Here is a 19,470-nt window from a genome sequence, read left to right on the forward strand (position 1 = left end):
GGCTACGATCGCCCATCATGGACTGGCTGGAGCGCACCGCGAGGCTGAGGCAGTGGACCAGAAGTGGGACCCGCGCTCCGCACAAGCCGTTGTTGTTGCTGTATGCCCTTGGCCGGTTTCAGCAGGATGCCGGTGGTGAACTGCGGTACAGCGCGGTGGAGGAGGATCTGCAGCGGTTGCTGGCCGAGTACGGGCCGGCGAACAGGACGACTCCGGCGTATCCGTTCCACCACCTGGTGAGCGACGGTGTGTGGGAGGTGCGCACCGATCGTGGGCCGGGCAGTCCCGGCAGCGGGGTGCGGGAGTTGCGGGCCGCGGGGGCCGCGGGGCGGCTGGCGCCGGAGTTGCGGGTGGCGTTGCGGCGTGAGCCGGAGTTGCTCGGCCGGATGGTACGGGTCCTGCTCGACCTGCATTTTCCGCCTTCGCTCCATGGTGACCTGTGTGAATCCGTCGGCTTGGAGCTGGAGCCGGCGGAGACCGGACAGCTGGCGGCCGCCGTGCGGAGGCGGCGGGATCCGCGGATGCGGGAGCGGGTCCTGACGGCCTACGAGTACCGGTGCGCGTTCTGCGGCTACGACGGCAGGATCGGTGCGGTGCCGGTTGGGCTGGAGGCCGCGCACGTGCGCTGGTGGGCGTTCGACGGACCGGACGACGTCGACAACGGGCTGTGCCTGTGCTCGCTGCACCACAAGCTGTTCGACAAGGGCGTCCTGGGTGTCGGCGAGGGGCACCGCGTCCTGGTCTCGCAGCGCTTCGTCGGCCACAGCCCGGCCGCCCGCGAGCACGTCATAGCGCTTGCCGGCCGGCCACTCGTCGGACCTCAACCGGGTGCCCGCCCCGTCGCCGCGATCCACCGCTCCTGGCACACCAGCCAGGTCTTCCACGGCAGTCCACGTCCTGCCGCGGCCAGTCGCTCTGCCTGAGGCCAGGAGAGGCGGCGGGAAGGCCCGCGCCCCGGGAGCCGAGTGGGAGTCACCTGCGGCAGGCATATGTGAAAGGTGCCGAGCGCCTGGTTCGCGTTCCTGGCGGGGAGTAGCTTGGCGGTAGGTCAGGTCGTTGTCGGGTGGTATTCCGCCCAGCCCCCGTTGTGTGCTTCCGGCCCCGGTCACTGGCCCTCTCCCCCCCCCCGACCGGAGGCCGTCATGCCCGAATCGTCTTTTCCGCCGCAGGAACCGCCCTCGGTCAACGGACCGGCCGCCGGGCTGCCGCGTGAGGAGCGGATCACCGCCGCGCTGATCGATCTGGCCGACACCCTGGTCGACGACTTCGATCCCGCCGAGTTCTTCTACCGCGTCGCCGAGCACTGCATGGACCTGCTCGACATCGGTGACGCCGGCGTCATGCTCGCCCTGCCGAAGGGGCCGCTGACCCTGGTGGCCGCCTCCTCCGAGCGCGTCCGCCTGATCGAGCTCTTCGAACTCGACGCCCTCGAAGGGCCCTGCTGCACCGCCTTCCGCGAGGTCAGCCCGGTCGATCACGACCTCAGGGGCACGGTCTCACCGCGCTGGCCGCGGTTCACCGCCCGCGCCCGCCCCGACGGCTACACCTCCGTGCACGCCACCCCGATCCGGCTGCGCAGAGAGACCCTCGGCGTACTCAACCTCTTCCGCCGCGTCCCCGGGCCCCTGCTGGAGTCCAACCGGCGCCTGGCCCGGGCCCTCGCCGACGCCACCGCCATCTCCCTGCTCCAGCAGACCACCCTCGACCAGCACCGCACCGTGCGGGCCCAGCTCGAGACGGCGCTGGTCACCCGCACCATCATCGAGCAGGCGAAAGGCTTTCTGACCGCGCGGCACGGGACCGATCCGGACACCGCCTTCCACCGGATGCGCGCCCACGCCCGGCACCATCGCCTGCCGCTGGCCGACCTCGCGCGGGACATCGTCGACGGCACCGTCACCCTCGCACCGCCCGCCGGCACCGACCCCGGTCCGGCCGTCACCCGGTCCTGAGATCAGGAGCGGGCGGGTCCGAATGGGGCAGGAGAGGGTCCGAATGGGAGGGTCCGGAAGGAGGGGGGCCGCGTCGGACCGGTGCCGGTCCCTCCCCTCGTGGGGACCGGCACCGATCGACGCGTACAACGCCGACCGTGGAGCAACTTCGTATCGGCGCGGATCAGAGGAAGTCGGGAGAAGTCTTTGATGTGGACATGGTCCACATATGACCGGCCGCACTGATCTCTCGGGCCACGCGACGAGCCCGTCGTCACTGTGACGCAAGCCCGGCTCAGAACGATCGGTGGCGTGCGCCGTCTCCGCGAGCACTGAGCTGGTGACCTGCCAGGACGCTGCGTGGTTGGTTCGCTACTGCGACGAAATCCTGCCAGTTGCCGATCCCGCAGAGGAGGGTGCGCCCTTGTCCGGACCTCTTTCGCGCAGGTCAGCCGTATAAAGTGAGTTTTCCGGTCCGGATGTCCACGCGCGGCGGAAGTAAGGGGTGGGGGCCTTGAGTTCCGACTCAGGGGCACGCACGAGCTTCGCGGAACGTCTCGCGCTGCTGTACAAGGAAGCCGGTAACCCGCCCCTCAAGCGCGTGGCCGAAGCGGTCGTCCGGCTCCAGCGGGTCGACGAGCGGGGGCGGCCCGTACGGGTGTCCGCCCAGCGCATCAGCGACTGGCGGCGGGCGAAGAACGTGCCGGCCCAGTTCGCCGCGCTCGCCGCGGTGCTGCACGTGCTGATCCCCGAGGCGCGGCGCGAACGTCCCGCGCCCGTCTCCGCCGGCCTCTACGACATGGCCCAGTGGCACCGCCTGTGGGAGCGCGCGGTGGCCGATCCGGTCGGCGAGCGCGCCCCGGGTTCCGAGGAGGACAGGGACGCGCCGGGCGCCGAGGATCCGGCCGCCCCGAGCGTCTGCCCGTACCGGGGGCTCGCCTCGTACCGGCAGCAGGACGCCCAGTGGTTCTTCGGCCGGGAGCGGAGCACGGAGGCCCTCGTCCGCCAGCTCCGCGCGGCGGAGGCGACGGGCGGTCTGGTCATGCTCGTGGGCGCGTCCGGCGCGGGAAAGTCGTCCCTGCTGAACGCCGGCCTCGTGCCCACGCTGCGCAACGGCGCGCTGGACGAGGAGGGCGGCCGGACCACCGGCCCTGTCCTGCAGCTCGTACCGGGCAGCGAGCCTCTCGCCGAGTTGCTCCGGCAGATACCCGAGCTCGCGCACGCCGTCCCGGAGGAGGGCACGGCCGACGAGCCCGTCACGCCCGAATTCAGCCGATCTGTACGCGAGTCCGTCACCGCCTGGACGGAACGCACCACCCGCACCCCTGCCACCCGCCCCGTCATCATCGTCGACCAGTTCGAGGAGACCTTCACTCTCTGCCCGGACGAGTCGGAGCGGCGCGCCTTCATCCAACTGCTCCATGCCGCCTGCAGTCCCGGCGGGGAGGGGGAAGGCGCCCCCGCCCTTGTGGTCCTCGGCATACGTGCCGACTTCTACGAGGAGTGCCTCGGCTATCCCGAACTCGCCGACGCGCTCCAGCACCGGCACATGGTGCTCGGGCCGCTGACCACCGGCGAGCTGCGCAAGGCGGTGACCGGTCCCGCCAAGGCCGTCGGGCTCGAGCTCGAACCCGGTCTCGCGGAGCTGATCGTGCGGGAGGTGAGCACGGACGGGCCGCGCGGGGCGCACGACGCCGGTGTCCTGCCGCTGCTCTCCCACGCGCTGCTCGCCACCTGGCAGCGCCGGAAGACGGGGCGGCTGACGCTGGCCGGATACCGGGCGGCGGGCGGCATCCAGGGCGCGGTGGCGGCGACCGCCGAGCGTGCCTGGTCCGGCCTCGACCCGGCCGCCCGTACGGCCGCGCGGCTGCTGCTGCTCCGCCTCGTCCGGCTCGGCGAGGACACCCAGGCCACCCGCAGGCGCGGGACGCGCCGCCAGCTGGCGGAGGAGTCGACGGACCCGCACAAGACGGAGGAATCGCTCGAAGCGCTGGTCCGCGCCCGCCTCGTGACCCTCGACGCGGAGACCGTGGAGATCACGCACGAGGCGCTGCTGCACGCCTGGCCGCGGCTGCGCGAGTGGATCGACGAGGACCGGAACGACCATCTGCTGCGCCAGCGTCTGGAGGAGGACGGGAAGGCCTGGGAGGACTCCGGGCGCGACTCGTCGCTGCTCTACCGGGGCTCCCGGCTCGAACAGGCGAGCGCCTGGGCGAAGAGCGCGGGCGACACGTATCTGACCCGGGTCGCGGTGGAGTTCCTGGCCGCTTCGGGCCGGCTGCGCAGGCGTCTGGTCTGGCTCAGCCGGGGCGCGGTGGCGGTCCTCGTCGTACTGGCGATGGTGGCCGTCGTATCGGCGGTGGTGGCGCGGCAGCAGCGGGACGACGCGGTGTTCCAGCAGGTCGTCGCCGAGGCCGACCGGGCCCAGCACACGGATCCGTCGCTGTCCGCGCAGCTGGACCTGGTGGCGCACCGGCTGCGGCCCGGCGACGAGGGCGTACGGAACCGGCTGATCTCGATCGTGAACGCGCCGCTGGCCACACCGCTCCTGGGTCACAAGGGTGCCGTGTACCTCACCTCATTCAGTCCGAACGGGCGGGTTCTGGCCACCGCCAGCTACGACAGGACCGTCCGGCTGTGGGACGTGTCGGACCCGACGAACGCCGAACCGCTGGGCAAGCCGCTCACCGGTCACAAGAGCTGGGTGAGCACCGCGGTCTTCAGCCCGGACGGCAAGACGCTCGCCAGCGCTTCGGACGACGGCACGATCCGGCTGTGGGACGTACGGGACCCGCGCCGGCCGCGGCCGCTCGGCTCGCCGGTGACCGGGCGCGGCGGCACCATCTATCTGCTCGCCTTCAGCCCGGACGGGCGCACCCTGGCCTCCGCCAACGAGGATCACGCCGTACGCCTGTGGGACGTGGCGGAGCCGGCCCGGCCGAAGGCGCTCGCCAAGCTGACCGGTCACACCGCGGCCGTGCGGTCCGTGGCGTTCAGCCCCGACGGGCGGACGCTGGCGGCCGGCGGCGACAACGGCCCGATCAGGCTCTGGGACACGGCCGACCGGCGCCGCCCCGAGCCGATCGGCAAGGTGCTGCGCGGGCACACGAGCACGACGCACTCCGTCGCCTTCAGCCCGGACGGCTCCACTCTCGCCAGCGGTGGCGTGGACAATACGATCCGGCTCTGGGACGTGCGGGACCCCCGTCGCGGCAAGGCGCTCGGCACACCGCTCACCGGCCACACCGGCCCACTGTGGTCGGTGGCCTTCAACCCGGCGGGCACGATGCTCGCGGCCGCCAGCGCGGACAGCACGGCGAGTCTGTGGAACGTCCGGGACCCCGCGCGTCCGTCGCAGGTCGGTGAGCCGCTCTCGGGCAGCAGCGGGGAGATGTACGCCCTCGGGTTCAGCCCGGACGGGCGGACGCTGGCCACCGGGACCGGCGACAACAAGGTGCGCCTCTGGTCGATCTCGACGGCGGACATGCTCGGCCGGATCGGCGCGTTCCGCCCCGACGGGAAGGTGTTCGCGACCGGGGCGGGGGACGAGAAGGTCCGGCTGTGGGACGTGCGGCGCCCCGATCGGCCGGTGGCGCTGGGCAAGCCGCTGCGGCCCGGGGAGGGGGATGTCCGTTCGCCGCTGTTCTCGCCGGACGGCCGCACACTCGCGGTGCTCACGGGCAACCGCGCGGTGCAGCTGTGGAACGTCGCCGATCCCGAGCATCCCGTCTCGTACGGTCCGCCCGTCGCGCTGCGGACGCGGTTCGCCGCCGCGCTCGCCTTCAGCCCGGACGGGCGCGTGCTGGCGAGCGCGGACACCGACCGCACCATCCAGCTGTGGGACGTCAGCTCGCCGTCGCGCATGCGCAGACTCGGCCCGCCGCTCACCGGCCATCAGGGGTACGTCAACTCGCTCGACTTCAGCAAGGACGGCCGCACGCTCGTCAGCGGCAGCGCCGACGCCACCGTCCGGCGCTGGAACGTGACGGACCCCCGCCACGTCACCCGGCTCGGCGCGCCCCTCAAGGGACATCTGGGGCCGGTCAACGAGATCGCATACAGCCCGGACGGCCGCACGCTGGCCGCCGGCAGCGACGACGGGACGGTCCGGCTCTGGGACGTCACCGACCGCCGGAAGAAGCCGCGCCTCGACGCGACCCTGACGGGGCACACCGACGCGGTGGTGTCGCTGACGTTCAGCGAGGACGGCCGCACCCTGGCGACGGGCAGCAACGACAACACGGTCCGGCTCTGGGATGTCGGCGACCCCTCGGACGTCTCGCCCATCGGGCAGTCGATGAGCCCCAACGCCAAGACGGGCAGTTTCCTGGCGTTCAGCCCGAAGAGCCACCTGCTCGGGGTGTCGAGCGGGACGGATACGGTCCGGTTGTGGGACCTGGACACGGATGAAGCGGTCAGCCGTATTTGTTCGACCACGCGGGGTGTTCTGACGCGTGAGAAATGGGATGAGTATCTTCCCCGCCTCTCGTTCGACCCGCCGTGCGACGAGTAACGGCCCGCTCCCCGGCGTGATCCCGATCACAACTCCATGATTGAGTCGCAGAGTTGACTCCCGCCGCGCAATAAGCCTTGTTACTCTTGTAACCAGAGCCCGATCGCTGGTGCATCCCCCGTCGCCAGCGGTCGGGCCCTTCCATTACTCCAGCACTATTCGAGTACACGGCTGTCGGCGCGTATGTGCGGTCACCCGTTCAGGTTTTAAGGCGTGAGATCGTTTCGTACCGAAACTTCTTGGCGTACTCGTCGACTCTGCCTGGAAAGGTGGTGACTGCCGTGCTCCGGCGGATCATCATCGTCACCGCTGTCCACGCGCCCTCGGCGCCGTTCCTCGCCGACGCGTACGACTCGCTCCGTGAGCAGGAGCTCCCGGCGGGCTGGGAGTGGCACTGGCTCATCCAGGAGGACGGCCGCGGCGACCGGGTCGCGCCGCACGTCCCCGACGACGGGCGCGTGTCGTTCCGCCAGGGGCGGCCCGGCGGTCCCGGAGTCGCGCGGACCATGGCGCTCGCGCACGCCGACGGTGAGTACGTGAAGATCCTGGACGCCGACGACCGGCTCGCTCCGGGCGCGCTGGCCCGCGACCTCGCGGCGCTCGAAGGTGATCCGGCCATCGGGTGGGCCACTTCCCGGGCGCTCGACCTGCTGCCCGACGGCTCCACGGTCGGGTTCCCCGGCGACCCGGCGCACGGGCCCGTCGAGCGCGGAACGGTCCTCGACCACTGGGCGAGCCACGACTACCGTGCGCCGGTCCACCCCGCGACGCTCTGCGTCCGCCGTGACCTGCTCCTCGCCCTGGGCGGCTGGATGGCGCTGCCCGCCTCCGAGGACACGGGCCTGCTGCTGGCGCTCGACGCCGTGTCCCGCGGCTGGTTCTCCTCCGAGGTGGGCCTGTTCTACCGCAAGTGGGAGGGCCAGGCGACCGGCCAGAGCGCCCACGTCGACACGGCTGAGCGCGCGGCGCGGATGGCGGTGGTGGAGGCCAGGGCCAGAGCGCTCGCGGGCTTCCCCTGGCGCTTCCCGCCCGGCACCGGCTGACGGCTGCTCACTCCAGCGTCTCCGCGTCGATCCGCGAGAAGACCAGCTCGGTCTCGCCGGTCACCGGCTGCCGCCACCGCACCGGAGGCGCGGGGCGGCGGATCGCGCCCGGGTAGCCGTCGGGCGCGTACTCGTTGATCAGGCGGTAAGGGTGGAACCCCTCCTTCCGCATGGTGTCCAGCAACTCCTCGACGGAGTCGCCGAGTTGCGTCATGCGGTCGGGGGTCACCTCCACGGCGATCTCCACATCGTGCCGCAGCCGGCCGAGGGCCGGAGCGAGTCCCCTGATGACGCCGCCCTCCGCCCCCTCCACATCGATCTTGATGACCCGTGCCCCGGCGAGCTCGTCGGGCGCGAGCAGTTCGGGCAGCGGCGTGGCGTCCGCGTCGAAGGTGGACTCGGCGGGCCCGTCGTACGGGACGATGCTGTTCGCGCCCATGTTGTTCGAGCTGGCGAGGATGAACGTGAGCCGCTTGTGCTCGTCCGAGACGGCCGCGTTGACCGCGCGGATGTTGGCGCACCCGTTGAGTTCCGCGTGCCGCAGCACACGGCGGTGGAAGTCGGGGGACGCCTCGATCGCCACGACCCGCCCCTCGGGACCGACGAGCCCGGAGCCGAGGACGGCGAAGTAGCCCACGTTCGCGCCGACGTCGACGAACACGTCCCCGGCGCCGAGGCGCCCGCGCAGCCACCGCGTCATGTGCGGCTCCCACGCCCCGAAGAGGTACACGTAGCGCTGGATGAGGTCCTGGGTGTCGACGGCGAACCGGTGGCCGTACCGGTCGGCGACGACACGGCGGCGAGGGCTCTCCCGAAGGCGTGGGTTCAGGAAGCGGGCGGCCAGCGCCGCCTTTCCGAAGGTGCCGGGCGCGTCACGCACGTATCTGCGGCCGAGCGTGACCAGCGTCTCCGAAAGGGGGGTGCTGATCCGGGGGGTGCTCATCCGATCGCCTCTCCGTCGGGGGTCGGATGAACCGTATCGATCCGCCGTCGGCCGCCTACCGGCCGGTCCGGTCGAACGGCAGGTCCAGCATGCGGATCGCGTTCCCGCGCAGCAGCTTGTACTGGATCTCGTACGGCAGGTGCCCGACATGGTCGGCCGCGACCTCTTTGGTGTGCGGCCACGTCGAGTCGACGTGCGGATAGTCCGTCTCGAAGGTGGCGTTGTCGACGCCCACGGTCTCGATCGCCTCGATGCCGTGCTTGTCGCGGAAGAAGCAGCAGAAGATCTGCCGGTAGTAGTACGTCGACGGCGGCTCCGGGATCAGATCCTTCACGCCGCCCCACGCCCGGTGCTCCTCCCACACGTCGTCGGCGCGCTCCAGGGCGTACGGGATCCAGCCCATCTGCCCCTCGCTGTACGCGAGCTTCAGCCGCGGGAACTTCACCAGGACGCCGCTGAAGAGGAAGTCCATCATCGACGCCATCGCGTTGTTGAAGGAGAGCGAGGCCTGCACCGCGGGCGGCGCGTCCGGGGACGCGGCGGGCATCTGCGACGACGAGCCGATGTGCATGTTCACGACGGTCCCGGTCTCCTCGCACGCCGCGAAGAACGGGTCCCAGTAGCCGGAGTGGATCGACGGCAGCCCCAGATACGTCGGGATCTCGCTGAAGGTGACGGCCCGCACCCCTCGCGCGGCGTTGCGCCTGATCTCGGCGACGGCGAGCTCCACGTCCCAGAGCGGGATCAGGCAGAGCGGGATCAGCCGGCCGCCGCTGTCACCGCACCACTCCTCCACCATCCAGTCGTTGTACGCCCGGACGCAGGCGAGCCCGACCTCCTTGTCCTTCGCCTCGGAGAAGGTCTGCCCGCAGAAGCGGGGGAAGGTCGGGAAGCAGAGGGACGCCTCGACGTGGTTGAGGTCCATGTCGGCGAGGCGTGCCTGCGGGTCCCAGCAGCCCTTGCGCATCTGCTCGCGGGTGATGCCGTCCAGCGTCATCTCATCGCGCGAGAAGCCGACGGCGGCGATGATGCGCTTGTACGGGAAGATGTTGCCCTCGTACTCCCACCAGTCGGTGATCTGGCCCGCCGGATCCGTCGTGAACCTGTACTTCCCGCCGATGTACTCCAGCTCGCCGATGCCGGCCGTGAAGGGCTTCGGGCCCCGGTCGCGGTACTTGGCGGGGAGCCACTTCTCGAAGAGGTGCGCGGGCTCGATCACGTGATCGTCCACGCTGATGACGCGGGGGAGTTCCTTGGTGCCGACCTCGCTGCTGACCACTGCTGTGCCCCCTACTGCCTGCCGGTTTCCACGACCCTTATCTGACGCTCCATCAGATTCCGTCGGATCGAGGTTATGGCCTCACCCGGACGACGGCAAGCGCCCGCCCGCAACTCGACCCCTTGCGCGTTGCGGCCCGATCCGCTGAACTGACGCCTCGTCAGATTGCCGGAGCGGGAGGCGCGATGCAGACGATCTGGCTCGGCGGAGCCGAGTGGGTGGCCGTACTCCGGATCGGGATCGGGCTGTGGTGGCTGGAGAGCTGGCGCCACAAGGACAAGAAGGAGTGGTTCGGCGGCGGCGGTATCGGGTGGGCCGCGGGCATCGCCGAGAAACACCGGTGGCCCGCCGTCCGCAAGGGCTTCGACGTCGTGGTGAAGCCCCACCCGCGCCTGATGGCGTACGTCGTCGCCTACGCCGAACTGGCCCTCGGGCTCGGCCTGATCGTCGGCTTCCTCACCCCGGTCGCCCTCGTCGCGGGCCTCGTCCTCAACCTGATCTACCTCGTCCTGATGATCCACGACTGGGCGGAGCAGGGCCAGAACCTCATGATGGCGCTGGCCTCCCTGGTCGCCCTCTTCACCTGGAGCTGGCAGACGTGGTCGCTGGACTCGGCCCTCGGCATTCTGGTCTGACCGGCCGGTGGGGCCGCAGCCGTACACCGCACGCGTATGGCCTGTTGACGTCCCAGCTGTCACCCTGCCGGGGTCACCCGGCACGCCCCCCGCCCACGGACGAGGAGATGGCCATGAGCGACCGCGCCCACGACGAAGCACCCTCCCCCGGGGCCGCCCCCGGGACCGACCCCAAGGCGGCCCTGCGAGCAGCTCACGCCGCCCGCGCCGGCAGCGCCGCCTTCCGCGCCGCGTCGGTCTGCCACTCCATCGAGCAGCGCGATGCCGGGGACGCCGGGAACGCCGTGGTCGCTGACGCCGCCGAGCGGAACGCCTCCTGGCAGGCCGCCCACGCGGCCCGCGTCGCCGTCCAAGCCCTCGCCGTGCTCTCCGAGTCCGCCCCCGACCCGGCGGCGGACTCCCGCTGCGCGCGCAACGCCGCGGCCGCCGCCGCGCAGGCCGCCCAGCTGGGCCGGGCGCACGACGGCGACAGCGAGCCGGCCGTCGCCGCCTGCCGTGCCGCCCTCGCGGCGTCGCAGGCCGCGTCGACGGCGGCGGGCCGGGACGCCCTCGGCGCGGACGAGGCGCTGAACGCCGCGGCGGACCGGGCGGAGGCGGCCGCCGTCGCCGCCGCCGAGCGCGCGGGCTGGGTACGGCCGGACCGGCGCCTCCCGGAGATGTCGACCGGCCTGCGCAGCCCCGAACTCATGTCGATGCTGCACTTCTGAACCGCGCGGCGGATCGCTCGCACGGTGGAATTGCCCGGGTTACCGGCGGTGTCGGCGCACCTTCCCGCGCTCTGTGCCGTTTGAGAGACCATGAACAACTCCAAGCGCATGCTGACCGCCCTGACCCTGTTCGCCGCCGCCGTCGCCACGGCCGCCCCCGCCCACGCCGCCGCGGCCCCGGCCGAAGAGGGGGAGCGCAACGTGGGACACGTCGTCGGCGAGACCCTGATGGACCCGACCGAGACGGGCCGGCAGGTCCTGGACGGCGGCAAGACCGCCCTGAACGTGGTCGACATGGGGATGGAGTCGGTACGGACCAGCACCGACGCCGCCGCCGGACGCTAGGCGTATTGAGCCGCACCCACGGACACCGCCCCTCCTCCGGCGGCTCGCCCAGGACACGGGCGGGCGCCCGGAGGAGGATGGGGGCGTGCTTACCGTGCTGGTGCTGGTCGGGCGGGAGAACGAGAAGGATCTGATCGCCCGGATCGAGAGCATCCCCGAGGTGTGCGTCCTGTCCCACACCGACGACAGCTCGCTGGCCCTCGCCCGGGCCCGGGTGCTGCTGCCCGACGTGCTGGTCATCGACCTCAGCGCCCGCTTCTCCGGGGACGCGGCCGCGGTCGTCCACCGGGCGCGCGACCTCGGCCTGCCGAGCGAGCTGGTCGTGCTCGGGGGTGACGCGGTCGTCGGCGCCGTCTCCCCCGACGGCCACGGCGACACCGTCCCCGCACACGAACGCGGACCAGGCGGCCTGGTCCGTACGCTCACCCGGCTGGCCCGCGGCACACCCTAGGGCCCGCTCCCCTCCTGGGCGCGGCGGCTCTGCAGCGTGCGGGCGAGCCTGGGGCCCAGGCGCTGCTTGAGCCAGCGCAGGGCCTGCATGCGGCCGATGGCCCGGTCCACGTGGAAGTAGAGCTGCGGCGGCACGTACGGCAGGAGCGGCGAGTGCCGCTGGCCGAGGAGCGCGAACATCTGGTGCGGCTCCAGAGCCATGTAGCGCGGCAGGTTCTCGTACCACTGGGCGCTGTGCCGGGCGGCGCTCTGCACGGAGAGCAGGGCCTGCTTGCGTTCCCGCTCGTACGTGGCGAGGGCGGCGGGGAGCTCCGCCGGAGCGGTGACGGTCCGCAGCGCGCGGGCCAGGCCCATCGCGTCGCGGAGCGCGAGGGTGGTGCCGGCCCCGATGGAGTAGTGCGTGGTGTGGGCGGCGTCGCCGATCAGGACGAGGTTGCCGTGCGACCAGGACGCGTTGGTGACGGTGGGGAAGGCCTGCCACTGGGCGTGGCTCTCGATGTCCCTGCGGCCCAGCAGCTCATGGCCCTGGAGCAGGTCCGCGAAGAGCTTCTCCAGCAGGCGCAGGGCCTCGTCGTGGCCGAGCCGGTCGAAGCCCAGCGCCGCCCACGTCGTGGCGGAGCACTCGACGACACAGGTGCTGTGTCCGGCGCTGAACCCGTAGGCGTAGCACCAGATCCAGCCGTAGTCGGTCTCGACGAAGGCGAAGGTGAACGCGGTGAAGACGCGGGTCGTGCCGAGCCAGATGAACCGGTTGGCGCCCGTCGTGAGCCGGGTGCCGAGCCGGTCCGCGTGTTCCGTGCGGAGCCTGCTGTGCGCACCGTCGCCCGCGACGACGAGGTCCGCGCCGGGCAGCTCCGCGCGGCTGCCGATCTCGCGGCCGAACTCCAGGCGTACGCCCAGTGAGCGGGCCCGGTCGGCGAGGATCGTCCGCAGCCGGTGGCGGCTGATGGCGTGCCCGGGGTCGCCGTCGTGCGCTGTCGTCCGGTCGCCCACATAGGCGAATCCGCCCTGCCAGCGGACGGAGTGCTCCTCGATGAGCCGGGCGGATTCGGGGTCGTGGGCGTGCAGGTCCGCGAGGAGATCCGGCCAGTACGTCACGCCCCAGCCGTAGCTGCTGCCGGCCGCGTGCCGCTCGTGGACCGTGATCTCGTGGCCGGGGTCCTGGAGTTTGGCGAGGATGGCCAGGTACAGGGAGGCGGGCCCGCCACCGGCGCAATCGATCTTCACGCGCGCTCCTGTCGACTTTCGGGAGGGGGACCGGGGAGCACCAACGTATGCGTCGGGGCGGCGTCCGGGGTGTGTCCCGCTGCCGGACGGACGGGTGAATTGCCCGTTTCGAGTGGCCGGGTTCCGGCGCCGGGTGTCAGCTGTGACTTGGCCCCGGTGGGCTGACGTCTCCCTGTCGATCCTGTATACCCGGAGAGCAGATCTCCCGAGCCGGTCCGGCGGCCTGCCGTCGGACCGGCGTACCTGACGGCCCCTGGAGGTGTGATGGGCATGCCGTCCCACCGTCTGTCCATTGCGCGCCTCGCCCACTCCGACCTCTGCGCCGTGCTGCGGCTCAGCGGCGAACTCGACCAGGCCTCCGAGAAGTTCTTCATGGACACCCTGGCCGGCGCGGTCGACGCGGGCCGGCGCCACATCGTCCTCGACGTGACCGCGCTGACGTTCTGCGACTCGCGCGGCCTGAACTGCCTGCTCGCCCTGCACTGGCTGCTGCGGCGGCGGGCCGGTGAGCTGATGCTCGCCGGGGTGGGCCGCCGGCTGGCCGCGCTGCTCGAGCACAGCGGGAGCACGGCCCTGTTCTCCTCGCACACCTCGGTCGGCCAGGCCCTGCGTTCCCTCCCCGAGCCGGCCCGTCCCCACTGGCCGCCACCGGCCGAGCTCAGCACGGGCGAAGGGGTGTCCCCGCCGGCCTGAACCGGGGCGGGGCCGGCCCGGGCGCCATACGCCGGGCGGGTCACCCGAGATGCGGTCCCGGCCCGGCACCAGTGAGGTGGCGGCATGGAACAGGACATAGCGAGCGTGGCGGAAGCGGCCCCCACACGGCGTCGTGCTCTGAGTGCCGCGGCGGCGCTGCTGGCCGGCGGCGCGCTCCCGGCGACAGCGTCCCGCGCCGTCGCCCGGTCGGACCACTCCTCGTCGGACCACGTCTGCACCGGTGGATACGACGCCGAGTTCGAAGCCGGCCTGGCAGCGGCGGACGACCTCTACGGCCCGTCCCGGAACCGCGCGATCCCCGAGGGGCCGCCGCAGCAGTACGCGCTGCCCCTGCGCCGCGCGTTCAGGGTCACGGCGGCCTACGGAGTGCGCGGCGACTGGCTCGCCGGGCACCACACGGGCATCGACCTCGCCGTCCCGACGGGGACGCCCGCCTACGCCGTGGGCGGGGGCGTCGTCCTCGTCGCCCGGTGGTCGGGCGCGTACGGCAACGCCGTGACGGTCCGGATGCCGGACGGCCACTACGCCCTCGTGGCCCACCTGTCGAGCATCGCGGTGCGCCAGGGGGCCGACATAGCCGCCGGGGACCTCGTCGGCAGCACCGGGGCCACCGGACGCGCCACGGGCCCGCACCTCCATCTGGAGATACGGGCCCGGCGGGAATACGGTTCGGACATCGATCCGGTGAGTTACCTGGCCGATCGCGGAGTGCGGCTCCTCTGACCGTCGCCCACCGGCCTACTGGATGCCGGGCACGAGGTTCGTGATGGGAGCCACCAGGTCGGTGAGCGTGCGCAGCCGGTTCAGCTCGTTCAGCTGGTTCAGGCCGGTGAGCTGGTCCTTGAGGTGCGGCATACGGGCTGCCTGGTCCGCGGGCATGCCGACCCTCCCGAGGCCGTCGACGGTGTCGAGCACCTCCATCTTTCCCGTGTCCTGAGTGGGGGCGGGGGCGGACGCCTGGGCTGCCGGGGTGGCCAGGGCCACCGCTCCGGCGGCCAGCGAGACGGCGGCGATGAGTCGTCGTGCTGATGTCATGTTTTCAGAACCGGCTGAACCGCCCGAAGGTCACGGGTCGGCCGACGGCCGCGCGCGCCACCGCCACCCGACCGGGCTACTTTTCCCACTTATTGTCGTCCCACTAATGGCCCGCATGTCTCGCGGGAATACGTCCCCGAAATTCCGCAAGAATTGGTTCAGCGTGTTCGCGCCGCGCTTCCGGGCCGTGACTTCGCCTTGACGAATGCCGTTGGACAATATGCGGTTGCGTGTGGGCAGCCGCTCTATCCGAATCAAAGGAGAACGTGATGTCTCGCATCGCGAAGGCAGCCGCTGTCACCCTCACCACCGGAGCAGTCGTCCTCGGCGGCGCCGGCATGGCCACGGCGGACGCCGGCGCGTCGGGTGCCGCCGCCAACTCCCCCGGCGTGATCTCGGGCAACCTGCTCCAGGTCCCGGTCCACGTCCCGGTGAACCTCTGCGGCAACACCGTCGACGTCATCGGCCTGCTGAACCCCACCTTCGGCAACCCCTGCGTGAACAACGGTGGCCACAAGGGCGGTCACAAGGGCGACCACAAGGGTCACCACAAGGGCGGCCACGGCGCCCCCAACGGCGGCAACTCCGGCTACGGCGGCTGACCCGAACCCCGACGAAGCCCCCGATGCGCCTGCCGCCGGGGGCTTCCTCACGCGTACGGGTCCGTCATGCGTACGCGTACAGGCCCTTGTGCCCCAGCAGCCGGCCCGGCGTGACGTTCCAGGGCGGCATCGGCTCGTCGCGGGCGACGATGCGCCGGTGCTCGGACGAGCCGGGGCCCGGCGGCCGCTCCGGCAGGTAGGGGGCGGAGCCGGGGTGCCTGCGCTGCCAGCGGTCCCACAGCAGGTCCACGAAGGCGTGGTTGAGCCAGAAGACCGGGTCGTTCACCGAGGCCCCGCCCAGCATGTGGCCGCCGACCCAGCGGTGGACCCGGTTGTGGTTCTGCCACCGCTCCTTGCCGCGCGCCGACGTCCACCCCTCCAGCTTGTTGCGGAAGCCCTTCGGCGACGTGGAGTTCCACGGCGGCACGTCGTAGCGGGGGTCGGCCATGGCGCGCGCCACGTCCCGCGCCGTGGGCAGGGCGATCGGATCCCTGGGGCGCCCCAGGTCACGCGTGAGGAAGTCCCCGTCGGTGACCCCGTCCCTGATGACCCACTGCCCGTGCTTGTACGCGAACGGCCCGGTCATGACCTGCCGGTCGCTGCGCCGCCCGTTCCCGCCCATCAGGCCCGCCCCCCACAGTGAAGCGGCCGGGCTGCGGTCCTTCGTCCAGTCCCAGTAGGGCACGGCGACACCGGGATCGACGCGCTGGAGGGCCCGCTCGAACTCGAGCAGGAAGCGACGGTGCCAGGGGAAGAACGACGGGGTCATATGGGCGACGCGGAGGCGCTGCTCCCCGTCCGACACGTAGAAGTCGATGTGCATGCGGACGAATTCGTCGTACTCGCCCCGGCGTTTGAGCTTCAGCACCGCGTCGACGAAGCGGCGCCGCTCCGCCCGGCCGAGGTTCCGCTGGTTCTTGCGCTGGTGGACCATGCCCGTCCCTTCGGCGTTCAGTGGCCGCGGCCGCTCAGGGCCTGGTGGGGGCCGAGTTCGTCGACGGCTCCGCGGGCGGCGGCCAGCGGCGTCGCGTACGACTCGTAGTGGTCCACCATGCTCAGGTAGCTGCCGTCCGCGCGGCGCAGCAGCGCGAGCCGCCGCCCGTCGACGGTGACGTGCCAGGCGCCGGAGCCGTGCCCGGCCTCCCCGGCCATGGGCTCCCCCTGGATGCGCCGGCCCCGGTACGTCTCGTCGAACGGGGGCTCCGCGGATGCGGCCGGCGGGCCCGGTGCGGGCGGCCGGTCCGGTCCTGGCGGGTCCGGCAGGGCCCGGACGATGCCCGCGGCGCCGAGGAGCGCGGTGGCCGCGGCCCCGATGAGGTGGCGGCGGGTCACCCGGTCGGCCAGGCGCTTCTCCATCGGGTCGGGCCCGTCCTTTCGCCGTGCGGTTCCACCGGTGTTCAGCCGGTCCAGAAGTCCCACCAGCGCGTCAGGATCAGCATGCCGATGATGCCCAGGTGCGCGGCGGGAAATACCCAGGTGAATTCCGCCATGAAAGTACGGAGGCTCCGGGGTGCGGGCAGAATTCCGGAACGTACGTTGTGTGCTGTCACGTACCAGAACATGAGGGTGGTGGCGGCCCAGGCCAGACAGCACCACAGGCAGAGGGAATTGATTCGGTAGAGGGACTGGAATTGCAGCCAGCCGCAGAACGCGACACCGAATGCCGTGCCCGCGTGGAAGGTGAGCCAGTACCAGCGGGGGTGGCGGGCGCCGCCGATCAGGCCGGCGCCGACACAGATCACGACGGCGTACGCGGCGAGGCCGAGGAGCGGGTTGGGAAAGCCGAAGGCCGCCGCCTGCTCGCTCCGCATGATGTTGCCGCAGGCGACCACCGGGTTGAGGCTGCACCCGGGGACGTAGTCCGGGTCCGCCATGAGTCTGAGCTTGTCGAGGGTGATGACCCACGCCGCCAGCAGCCCCGCCGCGCCGGTGACCACGAGGAGCAGACCGAGCCGCCGGCCGCCCCGCTGCTCGCGGGTGCCGTCCGGTGCGGGGGTGGCGGCGGGGTCCGCGCCGGGGCCGCCGACGGCCTGCGGCGGCACCCGGGGCGGCAGTTGGGTGGTGCGGCGCATCAGCGCAGGCTGCGCGCGGGCAGCAGGCAGTGCGTGGCGTTGAGCAGGGTCTCCTCGGCACTGGCGAACTCGCGGAGGCGGTCTTCCGGGACGGGCTCGCCGGGCTTGGCCTCCGGCCACGCGCGCGTGGTGGCCATGAAGTAGGCGTATCCGCGCAGCTTGACGGCGGCGAGCCACTCCGGCGGGACCACGCACTGCGCGTTGAGCTGGGGCATGTTGACGACGGCCTGGTCGCTCTGGACGAGCAGGCTCACCGGCAGGGAGGGGTGGCGTGCCCCGTCGACGAGAGGGCCTCCGATGGGCAGCCCCGCCTCGTCGAGGACGGTGCGCAGCGCCTCGGCGGTGGTCTCCGGGCCGCCCTCGGCGTCACCGAGGGAGTAGGCCAGCAGGAAGGGCATGTCCTTGTCGTCCTCGGGGTGCTCGCCGCTCCAGGCGAGCACAGCCAGGGTTCCCAGGTCAGTCTCATGAAAGGGGCGCTGTTCGCTGGATGTTGAGGTCATGGGGGGAACCGTATAGACGCGGACGGACGGGTCCGGTCCGGTTGTCACCCGTGTGGCCCAACCCGGGCCCGCCATCACACGATGGGGTCACCCGGTCGGCTCCGGTGACGCGCCGAAGGGCCGGTCCGTGGAAGAGGTGACCGGCCCTTGCGCGACCTCGGACGGCGATCGGTGCCGCCCGTAGGGGTTACTTCACCCTGTGCAGCCAATTGGCGTCCTCAGCCCGGGAATTCGGCGGGCTCTACTTGGCGAGCGGAAGTCCGCCGAGGAGTTCGGTGGGGCCGCCGGCGGAGTTCAGGCCTTCCGCGGTGTCCTTGACCGTGTTGATGACGGAGTCCTTGTTCTTGGTGTCGAGCATGTTCGTGCCCACCGGCTTGAAGTCGAGCAGGGACTGCCCTGCGATGCTCTCCAGACCACCGTTCAGGCTGGTGGGCGTCAGGCTGTCGGCGAACGCGGGAGCGGCGGAGCCGGCGATGGCGATCGAACCGGCAAGGACAGCGGCAGCCTTCAGGGCCTTCATCGGGTTCCTTTCTTCGGCGACGCGGGCCGCCTTTGGCGAGCACCGTTCAGGCATCGATTGCCTGTCGTCTCTCTTCACCGGGACTAACGAGCGCGGGCCGGTACGGAAACCCCTGGCCCTGAAACTTCCGGGGGCCCACTCGAATGAAGACCGCGTCCATCCTCATATCAACCGGCCTTTTTATTGCGGCGGTTGACTACCGGTGAAGAGGCGCCTCAGAGCCCGGAGATCTGCGGGAGGGCGGCCGTCTCGGGCGCGGTCTCCGTGTCCGTGAGGTCCTCGCCGGGGGACTTGGGCGCCGCGGGGGTGTTCTGCTTGAGCAGGCCGTCGCCGAGCACGGTGGCGAGGAGGGTGTCGACCAGGCCCGTGATGACCGGCGTGATGCCCCCGAGCGCGGACTTGGAGTCGCCGTCCGAGGCCGACCTGAGCAGGTCGTCGACCGCCTTCTGCAGCCTGGCCGCGGAGTTTTCCTTCGGTCCGAGCTGCGCCGGGGCGACGGCGTCCAGCGCCTGCCGCACCTCCGGGGTGCGCTTCTCGACGTCTTCGGGGGCCAGCTTGTGGTCCTTCGCAGTGAGCACCGCGGTGAGCAGGTCGGTGATCGGGGTGAGGACACCGCCGGGGTTGTCGAGTTGCTGGACCTGGCCGAGCAGCGCCTTCGCATCGGGGGCGGGAGCGCGCGGGGCGGTCCGGGCGTCGTCGCGGGTGGCGTCGCCCTCGGAGGCGAAGGCCGGGCCTGCCGTGCCGAGGATCAGCGTCGCGCACAGGGTGGTGGTCGCGAGGCGCCGTACGGGCAGAGCGCGCATAGTGTTCCCTTTCGGTGATGCGTCGGATCTTGTGATCACCGTGGGAGTCGCGTACGCCGCCCGCAACCGAGCGGCCCCCGGCGGCGCCCCCGGCTCGCTCCGGACGTGAGGACATCCGCGCAGGTGAGGCGGGGATGTGACGGTCGGTCGG

21 protein-coding genes are annotated in these 19,470 nt (G+C 71.8%); 11 read left to right on the top strand and 10 right to left on the bottom strand.

Going from position 1 to position 19,470, the window contains the following annotated elements; all coding sequences use genetic code 11:
- The first annotated feature begins 17 nt into the window (after positions 1–17).
- The 4 genes from ACI2L3_RS04770 (at position 18) to ACI2L3_RS04785 (ending at position 7,487) form a co-directional block, all read left to right on the top strand.
- Positions 18–923 (top strand): phosphorothioated DNA-binding restriction endonuclease, encoded by a 906-nt coding sequence (locus tag ACI2L3_RS04770; protein ID WP_404750861.1) that lies wholly within the window; start codon positions 18–20, stop codon positions 921–923.
- Between the two features lie 219 nt (positions 924–1,142).
- Positions 1,143–1,952, top strand: a complete 810-nt coding sequence (locus tag ACI2L3_RS04775) for a GAF and ANTAR domain-containing protein (protein WP_404750862.1) — start codon at positions 1,143–1,145, stop codon at positions 1,950–1,952.
- A 484-nt stretch (positions 1,953–2,436) separates the two neighbouring features.
- Positions 2,437–6,444 carry an AAA family ATPase gene (locus ACI2L3_RS04780; protein ID WP_404750863.1) on the top strand — a complete coding sequence of 1,336 codons (4,008 nt, stop codon included), beginning with the start codon at positions 2,437–2,439 and terminating at the stop codon, positions 6,442–6,444.
- A gap of 281 nt (positions 6,445–6,725) precedes the next feature.
- Positions 6,726–7,487, top strand: coding sequence for a glycosyltransferase family 2 protein (locus tag ACI2L3_RS04785; protein ID WP_404751323.1), 762 nt, complete (start codon positions 6,726–6,728; stop codon positions 7,485–7,487).
- A 7-nt stretch (positions 7,488–7,494) separates the two neighbouring features.
- Here the strand turns inward: ACI2L3_RS04785 and ACI2L3_RS04790 are convergent, their stop codons facing one another.
- Positions 7,495–8,430: an FkbM family methyltransferase gene (locus tag ACI2L3_RS04790; protein ID WP_404750864.1), complete on the bottom strand. Its 936-nt coding sequence runs from the start codon at positions 8,428–8,430 to the stop codon at positions 7,495–7,497.
- Between the two features lie 55 nt (positions 8,431–8,485).
- Positions 8,486–9,709, bottom strand: coding sequence for an amidohydrolase family protein (locus ACI2L3_RS04795; protein WP_404750865.1), 1,224 nt, complete (start codon positions 9,707–9,709; stop codon positions 8,486–8,488).
- A gap of 185 nt (positions 9,710–9,894) precedes the next feature.
- On the opposite strand from ACI2L3_RS04795, the gene ACI2L3_RS04800 reads away from it, so the two are divergent.
- The 4 genes from ACI2L3_RS04800 (at position 9,895) to ACI2L3_RS04815 (ending at position 11,847) form a co-directional block, all read left to right on the top strand.
- Complete coding sequence (locus ACI2L3_RS04800) at positions 9,895–10,344, top strand: DoxX family protein (protein ID WP_404750866.1); 450 nt, start codon at positions 9,895–9,897, stop codon at positions 10,342–10,344.
- Positions 10,345–10,457: 113 nt separating this feature from the next.
- Positions 10,458–11,051 (top strand): hypothetical protein, encoded by a 594-nt coding sequence (locus tag ACI2L3_RS04805; protein WP_404750867.1) that lies wholly within the window; start codon positions 10,458–10,460, stop codon positions 11,049–11,051.
- A gap of 90 nt (positions 11,052–11,141) precedes the next feature.
- Positions 11,142–11,396, top strand: a complete 255-nt coding sequence (locus ACI2L3_RS04810) for a hypothetical protein (RefSeq protein ID WP_404750868.1) — start codon at positions 11,142–11,144, stop codon at positions 11,394–11,396.
- An 85-nt stretch (positions 11,397–11,481) separates the two neighbouring features.
- Entirely contained in the window at positions 11,482–11,847 is a 366-nt protein-coding gene (locus ACI2L3_RS04815) for a hypothetical protein (protein ID WP_404750869.1), read from the top strand.
- Here the strand turns inward: ACI2L3_RS04815 and ACI2L3_RS04820 are convergent.
- Positions 11,844–13,073, bottom strand: a complete 1,230-nt coding sequence (locus ACI2L3_RS04820; protein WP_404750870.1) for an FAD-dependent monooxygenase — start codon at positions 13,071–13,073, stop codon at positions 11,844–11,846. The two genes, ACI2L3_RS04815 and ACI2L3_RS04820, sit on opposite strands and share 4 nt — an antisense overlap.
- A gap of 270 nt (positions 13,074–13,343) precedes the next feature.
- On the opposite strand from ACI2L3_RS04820, the gene ACI2L3_RS04825 reads away from it, so the two are divergent.
- Positions 13,344–13,766, top strand: a complete 423-nt coding sequence (locus ACI2L3_RS04825; protein WP_404750871.1) for an STAS domain-containing protein — start codon at positions 13,344–13,346, stop codon at positions 13,764–13,766.
- A gap of 84 nt (positions 13,767–13,850) precedes the next feature.
- Positions 13,851–14,510: a M23 family metallopeptidase gene (locus ACI2L3_RS04830; protein WP_404750872.1), complete on the top strand. Its 660-nt coding sequence runs from the start codon at positions 13,851–13,853 to the stop codon at positions 14,508–14,510.
- A gap of 15 nt (positions 14,511–14,525) precedes the next feature.
- On the opposite strand, the gene ACI2L3_RS04835 is transcribed toward ACI2L3_RS04830, so the two are convergent.
- A complete protein-coding gene (locus ACI2L3_RS04835) occupies positions 14,526–14,822 on the bottom strand; it encodes a hypothetical protein (protein WP_404750873.1) in 297 nt (98 codons plus the stop codon).
- Positions 14,823–15,091: 269 nt separating this feature from the next.
- Here ACI2L3_RS04835 and ACI2L3_RS04840 point away from each other — a divergent pair, with 269 nt between their 5' ends.
- On the top strand, positions 15,092–15,424 hold the full coding sequence (locus ACI2L3_RS04840; RefSeq protein ID WP_404750874.1) for a chaplin: 333 nt from the start codon (positions 15,092–15,094) through the stop codon (positions 15,422–15,424).
- Positions 15,425–15,488: 64 nt separating this feature from the next.
- On the opposite strand, the gene ACI2L3_RS04845 is transcribed toward ACI2L3_RS04840, so the two are convergent.
- From ACI2L3_RS04845 to ACI2L3_RS04870, 6 genes are all read right to left on the bottom strand, one after another.
- Positions 15,489–16,358, bottom strand: coding sequence for a tyrosinase family protein (locus ACI2L3_RS04845; protein ID WP_404750875.1), 870 nt, complete (start codon positions 16,356–16,358; stop codon positions 15,489–15,491).
- 17 nt (positions 16,359–16,375) lie between these two features.
- On the bottom strand, positions 16,376–16,780 hold the full coding sequence (locus tag ACI2L3_RS04850; protein ID WP_404750876.1) for a tyrosinase cofactor: 405 nt from the start codon (positions 16,778–16,780) through the stop codon (positions 16,376–16,378).
- Positions 16,781–16,821: 41 nt separating this feature from the next.
- Positions 16,822–17,496 carry a vitamin K epoxide reductase family protein gene (locus tag ACI2L3_RS04855; RefSeq protein WP_404750877.1) on the bottom strand — a complete coding sequence of 225 codons (675 nt, stop codon included), beginning with the start codon at positions 17,494–17,496 and terminating at the stop codon, positions 16,822–16,824.
- On the bottom strand, positions 17,496–17,996 hold the full coding sequence (locus ACI2L3_RS04860; protein WP_404750878.1) for a DUF5949 family protein: 501 nt from the start codon (positions 17,994–17,996) through the stop codon (positions 17,496–17,498). The genes ACI2L3_RS04855 and ACI2L3_RS04860 overlap by 1 nt, the downstream gene beginning before the upstream one ends.
- 241 nt (positions 17,997–18,237) lie before the next feature.
- Positions 18,238–18,516: a hypothetical protein gene (locus tag ACI2L3_RS04865; protein ID WP_404750879.1), complete on the bottom strand. Its 279-nt coding sequence runs from the start codon at positions 18,514–18,516 to the stop codon at positions 18,238–18,240.
- 215 nt (positions 18,517–18,731) lie between these two features.
- Positions 18,732–19,319 carry a hypothetical protein gene (locus tag ACI2L3_RS04870; protein ID WP_404750880.1) on the bottom strand — a complete coding sequence of 196 codons (588 nt, stop codon included), beginning with the start codon at positions 19,317–19,319 and terminating at the stop codon, positions 18,732–18,734.
- Positions 19,320–19,470 lie beyond the last annotated feature (151 nt).

The sequence above is a fragment of the Streptomyces sp. NPDC029674 genome (genome assembly GCF_044903205.1).
In the GTDB taxonomy this organism is placed as follows: domain Bacteria; phylum Actinomycetota; class Actinomycetes; order Streptomycetales; family Streptomycetaceae; genus Streptomyces.